Source organism: Streptomyces sp. NPDC055078, from assembly GCF_053607985.1.
In genome coordinates, this window is record NZ_JBSGUP010000516.1 from 1 (window position 1) to 5,899 (window position 5,899).

The window sequence follows — 5,899 nt, forward strand, 5'->3', positions numbered from 1 at the left end:
GGTGGCGGTAGCGGTGGCGGCTACCGGTCCTTCTTGCGGCGCCGGGCCGATTCCCGCAGCTCGGCCTCTTCCTGGTGGCCGAGCCGCTTCTCCTGCCGGCCTTCCGACCGCAGCCGGTCGTTCCGCAGAGCGATACCGTCGGACTCCTTCTTCGTTCCCATCGCCTGCCTGAACTTCGCCTTGACCCAGCCCATCACTCCGCCTTTCCGCTGTGACCCGCGCCGATCGGACGACGCACCTGGCCGCGACCTGGCCGGTACCAGGCGCGCGGGTACCCGGGTACCCCGAACCGGTGGATTACACCCGGGAACGGTCTGCGGTCTTCAACAGGTCTTCCACGCGATCCTCGGTGAGTTCCCGCTCGGACAGCGCGCGGACAGCGCGCGGGCGTTTCACGGCGGAGGCGCGCGTCTGATCAGCAGTATCGCCACATCGTCGTACCCGGGGTCGGTGAAGGCGTCCGATACGAGGATGTCGGCGAGTTCCTCCAGGTCGGACGGCCCATCGGCCGCCCGGTCCGCGACCTTCCGCATCCACTGGCCGAAGGCGGTGGACACCGCGGCCGTGGCCTGGTCGTACGGCCGGTCGGGGCGGTCCACCAGGCCGTCCGTGTAGAGCAGCAGGGCGGCGCCGGGCTGGAGCCGGCCGTGGAAGACCGGATACCGGTCGTCCGGCGCGTAGCCGAGCGGGAGCCCGCCGGGCACCGTCAGTTCGCGGACGGTTCCGTCCGGCTCGCACTGGAGCGGGCTGGGATGGCCGGCCCGTACGATCCGCAGCTTCCCGGTGTGCGGCGAGACGTCGACGACGCAGCAGGTGGCGAAACGGTCCGTGTCCAGACCCCAGAGGGTCTGATTGCCGCGTGCCATCAGATGTTCGGCCCGGTAACCGTCCGCCGCGTGGGCCCGCAGGGCGGTGCGCAACTGCCCCATCACCCCGGCGGCCTGCGCGCTGTGGCCCTGGACATCACCGATGACGAACGACGCGCTGCCGTCGCCGCGCGGCATCATGTCGAACCAGTCGCCGCCGACCTGCATGCCCTCGGCCGCCGGGAGGTAACGCGCGGCGATCTCGAAGCCGGGCAGCCGGTCCAGGGCGCGCGGCATCATCAGCTCCTGGAGTTCGGTCATCCGGTGCCGGAAGAGATCGGAGAGCCGGGCGCGGGCCAGGGACTGGGCGAGGATGCCGCCGACGGCGGCGGTGATGATCTGGTCGTCGGGACTGAACTCGCGCGGCTCGTCGAACGCGATGAGACAGGTGCCGACCGTGCCGTCCGCCGAGGTCAAGGGCAGGAACACCAGTGCCTGATGCTCCTCGGTCGGATGGAACCGGGGCGCGGGGAAGCGCTCGACGTACTCCTCGCGCGTGCCGAAGAAGAGGGGGTGCCCCGCGCGCAGGGCCGCGGCCATCGGCCCGTCGCCCGCCGCTCCGATCAGCCGCAGCCGTTCCATGGTCTCGTCGGAGTAACCGGCGGCGCCCGCGAGCAGCAGCCGTCCGTCGTCCTCGATGTGGATGGCGATGGCCTGCGCGTCCAGCTCGGGCAGCACCGTGCCCGTCATGGCGTCCAGGACGTCCTTGGTGGTCAGCGCGGCGGCGAAGGCGCTGGTCACGCCGAGGACGAACTCTCTGCGGGCCTCGCGCCGGGACGCTTGCTCCCGCTGCTCGGTGATGTCCCACACCACGCCGATCATGATGCTGGGCTCATCGTCCGGCGTACGCTCCACGGTGCCCTTGGCCTCCAGCCAGTGGCTGGTGCCATCGGGCCAGAGGGCGCGGCAGACGACGTGGTAGTCACCGGTCACCAGGCTCTCCTCGATCGCCTGCTGCACGGCCGGCCGGTCGTCCGGGTGTATGGCTTCCATGAAGGACGAAACGCGTGAGTCGAAGTCCTCGGCCTCGATGCCGAACAGCTGGATCGTGCGGGCGTCCCAGATGACCGTGCCCGTCCGGACGTCCCATTCGAAGGCTCCGACGTTCCCGCTCGACATGGCGAGTTCCAGCCGGGTACGACGGCTCAGCCGCCCCGCGGCGGAATCGGCCGCCGCTACGCCGGCGGGTGGACCCGACCGCTCCAGTACGAGCAGATGCTCCAGCCGGTGCGCGAAGACATCGGCGACCATGGCCAGCAACTGGTCGTCCTCGGGGGAGAGGCTGGCGGCCCGGGGGAACCGTACGAGCAGGGTCCCCAGGCACCGGTCGTCGACCAGCAGGGGCAGGACGACATAGTCCATGGCGACGTTCAGGGCGTCCCGGAGGTCGGGGTAGCGCGCCATGAGTTCCTCGGCCGTGCCGTGCACGGGCCGCCGCTCCCGTACGGCGGTGGCGACCGGCAGCGTCGAGTCCGGCGCGACCACGGGGAACCGTTCGATGACGTCCCGGTCCACCCCCCGGTGTCCGGCGAGGCGGAGCCAGCCGTCCTCGTCGGCGATGAAGACGACCCCGGCGTCCGGGGCGATTCCCGCGAGTGCCACGTCGATCGCCGTGGCGAGCAGGGTGTCGGCGTCCGGGCTGCTCAGCAGCCGGATGACGCCTTCGCGCAGGGCGGACGGCGGCGGGGCGGCGGCGGGGGCAGGGGCTCTTTCGGACCCGGCCCGGCCACCGCCCGTGGACTGAGCCATTGGCGTGGTCCGGGCCGCTCCCGGCCCCTCCGCCGACCCCCGCGCCTTCGCGTCTCCGGCTCCGGACTCGCCGGTCGTCGTCTCCGTGCCCCCGGTTTCTACGGCCCCTGAGGGATCGGAGGGCTCGGAGGCATCGGAGGCATCGGAAGGATCGGAGGCGGAGACGGCGGCGGCTACGTCCGGGCTGGTGGCGCCCGGCGGCGGGTCCGCCGGGGCGGGACCGGGTTCGCCCGGCCCGGACCGCTCGGGTGGGGGACCGGTCCCGGCGAGCGGCATCGGCCGGTCCGCGCCTCCGGTGCTGCCCTGCGCTGCCACGGCCCGCCTCCTCACTCACGCATTTCCCTCACCTTCGCTCTCCGGGCCCGAAACTGCCCGGCGGGCGCCCGGCGACCCGCCCGGCCGGGCGAACGCCCTCGGGCCAGTGACCCCACCGACCTCGACTGCCCCGGCCGTACCAGCGGCGTCGGGTTATATCGACCATTTTGCCCCTCACCTGCCTCGCATGCCCTGACCAGGGCCCTGGGGGCACCCGAGACTTTCGTCCGGGGACCGAACACCTGTCGGCCGACTTCCCGGTGAAGCTTCCCGCTGACGTTTCCGGTGACGTCTCGCGGCGACGTTTCGCGCTGACGTTTCCCGGTGAACGCACGAGGTTAAGGTTGAAGCGTGTATGAGGAAGCCGGTGTGTGGGAGGGGGCCCTGTCCGACCCCTGGCTGCCCTGGGCAGTGCGGGTCCCGACAGGATCGGCCCCGGACGCGTTCCGGGCGGAGGTCCGACGGCACCGGCTGGACGACGTCATGGTGGTCGACCGCTGTTCGGGAGCGTTCAGCGGGGTACGCGGGCCCCGGCAGATCGCCGCGACCGAAGGCGACTTCCTCGTGGTCCGTATCGTGCGCTCCGGCAGCGAACTGTTCCGCCAGGACGGCGGCGAGTGGGCGCTGGCGGCCGGTGATGCCATCGTCTGGGAGAGCGACCGCCCGGCCCGGTTCACCGCGCGGGGGCCCGTTGTCACGCGCAGTCTCATCATGCCGCGCCGGAGCCTGCACGACGTGGGCTGCCCGCTGACGGGCGGCAGCCCGCCCGCCGCAGGACGGCTGCCCGCCGTGCACCTGCTGACCGCCTACCTCGACGCCCTTGACGCGACACTGCCCGCGCTGTCCGGCCCGCCCGGCGTGGCCGCCCGCAACGCCCTGCTGGAACTCGTGTGGGGCGCGCTCCGCCCGGCCACGCCGCTGGACCCGCAAGCCGTGGGGCCCGCCCGCTGGGCGGCGGTGGAACACTACCTGGACACCCGGCTGGGCCGCGGCGATCTGTCGGCCGACGAGGTGGCGGCCGAGCACGGCATCTCGGTCCGTACCCTCGGGCGGCTGTTCGCCGAGCAGGGCGGGACGTTCACCGGAATCCTGCGCGCCAAGCGGATCGCCCGCGTACGCCACGAACTGCTGACCGGTGACGCCACGGTCGAGGCGCTGGCCAGGCGCTGGGGCTTCTTCGACACCAGCCATCTGAACCGGCGGTTCCGGGCGGTGCACGGGCTGTCCCCGAACGAGTACCGCCTCCGTCACCGCGAAGCCGGTCCCGACGCGGACCGCGCCCCATCGGAACAGCCGAGCCGCGTCATATCGAAGCGCCCGAGCCGTACCCCTTGACGTCGAATTGCCTGAGCCGTACACCTTGACGTCGAATCGCCCTCGCCGCCCCGCCTGAACCCGCCCGAGCCGTACGGCAGCCGTACCGCGGCCGTACGCCTGACGCCGAAACGGCCGAGCCGTACCCCCTGACGGCGCGCACGTACCCGGCGCCGGCTCCCCGGGCTCGCCGAGAATCGGGTCGTACGCCCCGGTCGGCGGGGCGCCGAGGGAGGAAGACGATGACGACCGCACGGACCAACCGGGCGTTCCGGCTGCGGAAGCGGCCCGAGGGTCTTGCCGAGGAGGCCCCGCTGGATCTCGTGACGGAGGAGGTCGAGCCGCTCGCCGACGGGCAGGCGCTGGTACGGACGTTGATGCTCTCCGTCGACCCGTCGAGCCGGGTCTTCATGAGCGACATCCGCAGCGACCTGCCGCCGGTGGGGATCGGCGAGGTGATGCGCGGCTACGGCGTCGGCCGGGTCGTGGAGTCACGCCGCGCGGACCTGCCGGTCGGCGCGCATGTGCTGGGGTGGACCGGCTGGCAGGACTACCGGATCGCGGACGACGAGGTGCTCGAAGAGCCGTTCACCGTACTGCCCGACCCGCTGCCCGCACCGCCCGAGGACCTGCTCGGCGTGCTCGGGCTCACCGGTATCACCGCCTGGCTCGCCGTGGAGATCGCCGCCCCGCAGCCCGGTGACACGCTGGTGGTGTCCGCCGCGGGCGGCGCGGTGGGCTCGATCGCCGGCCAGCTCGCCAAGGAGCGCGGCGCGCGGGTGGTGGGCGTGGCGGGCGGAGCGGACAAGTGCCGTTACGTCGTCGAGGAGCTGGGTTTTGACGCCTGCGTGGACCGGCGCGCGCCGGACTGGCGCGAGCAGCTCGACGCGGCCACACCGGACGGGATCGACGCCGACGTGGAGAACGCGGGCGGCGAGATCCTGGACCACATCCTGACCCGTATCAACGTCGGCGCCCGCCTGGCACTGTGCGGGATGATCGCCGACTACAGCGCGGACCCCGCCCAGCGGCACGGCCTGCGCAACCTGGTCGAGATGCTGGAACAGCGCGCCTCCGCACACGGGTTCCTGGTCACCGACCACGCCGACCGCTACGAGGAGATCACCGCGCAACTGGCGGCCCGGATCGCCGACGGCCGCCTCAAGCACTCGCGCGTCGTGGTGGACGGCCTGGAGGACGCCCCCTCCGCGCTGGACCGGATCTTCCGCGGCGACGCCCGGGGCAAGATCGTGGTCCGGGTCGCGGACCACGACGCCTGATCCGGGCTACGGACCACGACGCCTGATCCCGGTCGCGGCGGACGACGACGGCCCCCGTTTGCCACAGGACGCGAGTCCGGCACGCGGGCCGTACGATTTCAGACGCTCAGACGGGACCGGACGGGCACCGAAACCGCCCTCGCGGGCAGCAAGGTTTGCCCCGCTGTCGACCCCGGCGATCCTACGGGCCGGGGCGGGCCGGGAGGCAGGATCGGGACGGTGGCACACAACCGCACCGTGGCACGCGACTGAACGGATTGGCGGTGGGCGACATTGCCATTCGAGTAGACCGGTCGTATAGTCATGGGTGTCGGAACGGGAACACCGCACACGGCAGACATGCAGACAGCACGCAGCAGACAGCAGACGGAACAC

General features: G+C 72.3%; 4 protein-coding genes. 2 read left to right on the forward strand and 2 right to left on the reverse strand.

The window, feature by feature from the left end:
* Positions 1-20 precede the first annotated feature (20 nt).
* Both ACWF94_RS30820 and ACWF94_RS30825 read right to left on the reverse strand, forming a co-directional pair.
* The gene (locus tag ACWF94_RS30820; RefSeq protein WP_453495800.1) at positions 21-194 is read right to left on the reverse strand and encodes a hypothetical protein; all 174 of its coding nucleotides are present in this window, start codon (positions 192-194) and stop codon (positions 21-23) included.
* A gap of 198 nt (positions 195-392) precedes the next feature.
* Positions 393-2,930, reverse strand: a complete 2,538-nt coding sequence (locus ACWF94_RS30825; protein ID WP_453495803.1) for a SpoIIE family protein phosphatase — start codon at positions 2,928-2,930, stop codon at positions 393-395.
* A gap of 351 nt (positions 2,931-3,281) precedes the next feature.
* Between ACWF94_RS30825 and ACWF94_RS30830 the strand changes: the two genes are divergently transcribed.
* Together ACWF94_RS30830 and ACWF94_RS30835 are read left to right on the forward strand one after the other, a co-directional pair.
* On the forward strand, positions 3,282-4,265 hold the full coding sequence (locus tag ACWF94_RS30830; RefSeq protein WP_453495806.1) for a helix-turn-helix domain-containing protein: 984 nt from the start codon (positions 3,282-3,284) through the stop codon (positions 4,263-4,265).
* A 221-nt stretch (positions 4,266-4,486) separates the two neighbouring features.
* Positions 4,487-5,524: an NADP-dependent oxidoreductase gene (locus ACWF94_RS30835; protein ID WP_453495809.1), complete on the forward strand. Its 1,038-nt coding sequence runs from the start codon at positions 4,487-4,489 to the stop codon at positions 5,522-5,524.
* The last annotated feature ends 375 nt before the right edge of the window (positions 5,525-5,899 follow it).

Excerpts from the sequence above, each read along its gene's own strand:
- ACWF94_RS30820 (WP_453495800.1), bottom strand. The coding sequence starts at position 194 with ATGGGCTGGGTCAAGGCGAAGTTCAGGCAGGCGATGGGAACGAAGAAG.
- ACWF94_RS30835 (WP_453495809.1), top strand. The coding sequence starts at position 4,487 with ATGACGACCGCACGGACCAACCGGGCGTTCCGGCTGCGGAAGCGGCCC.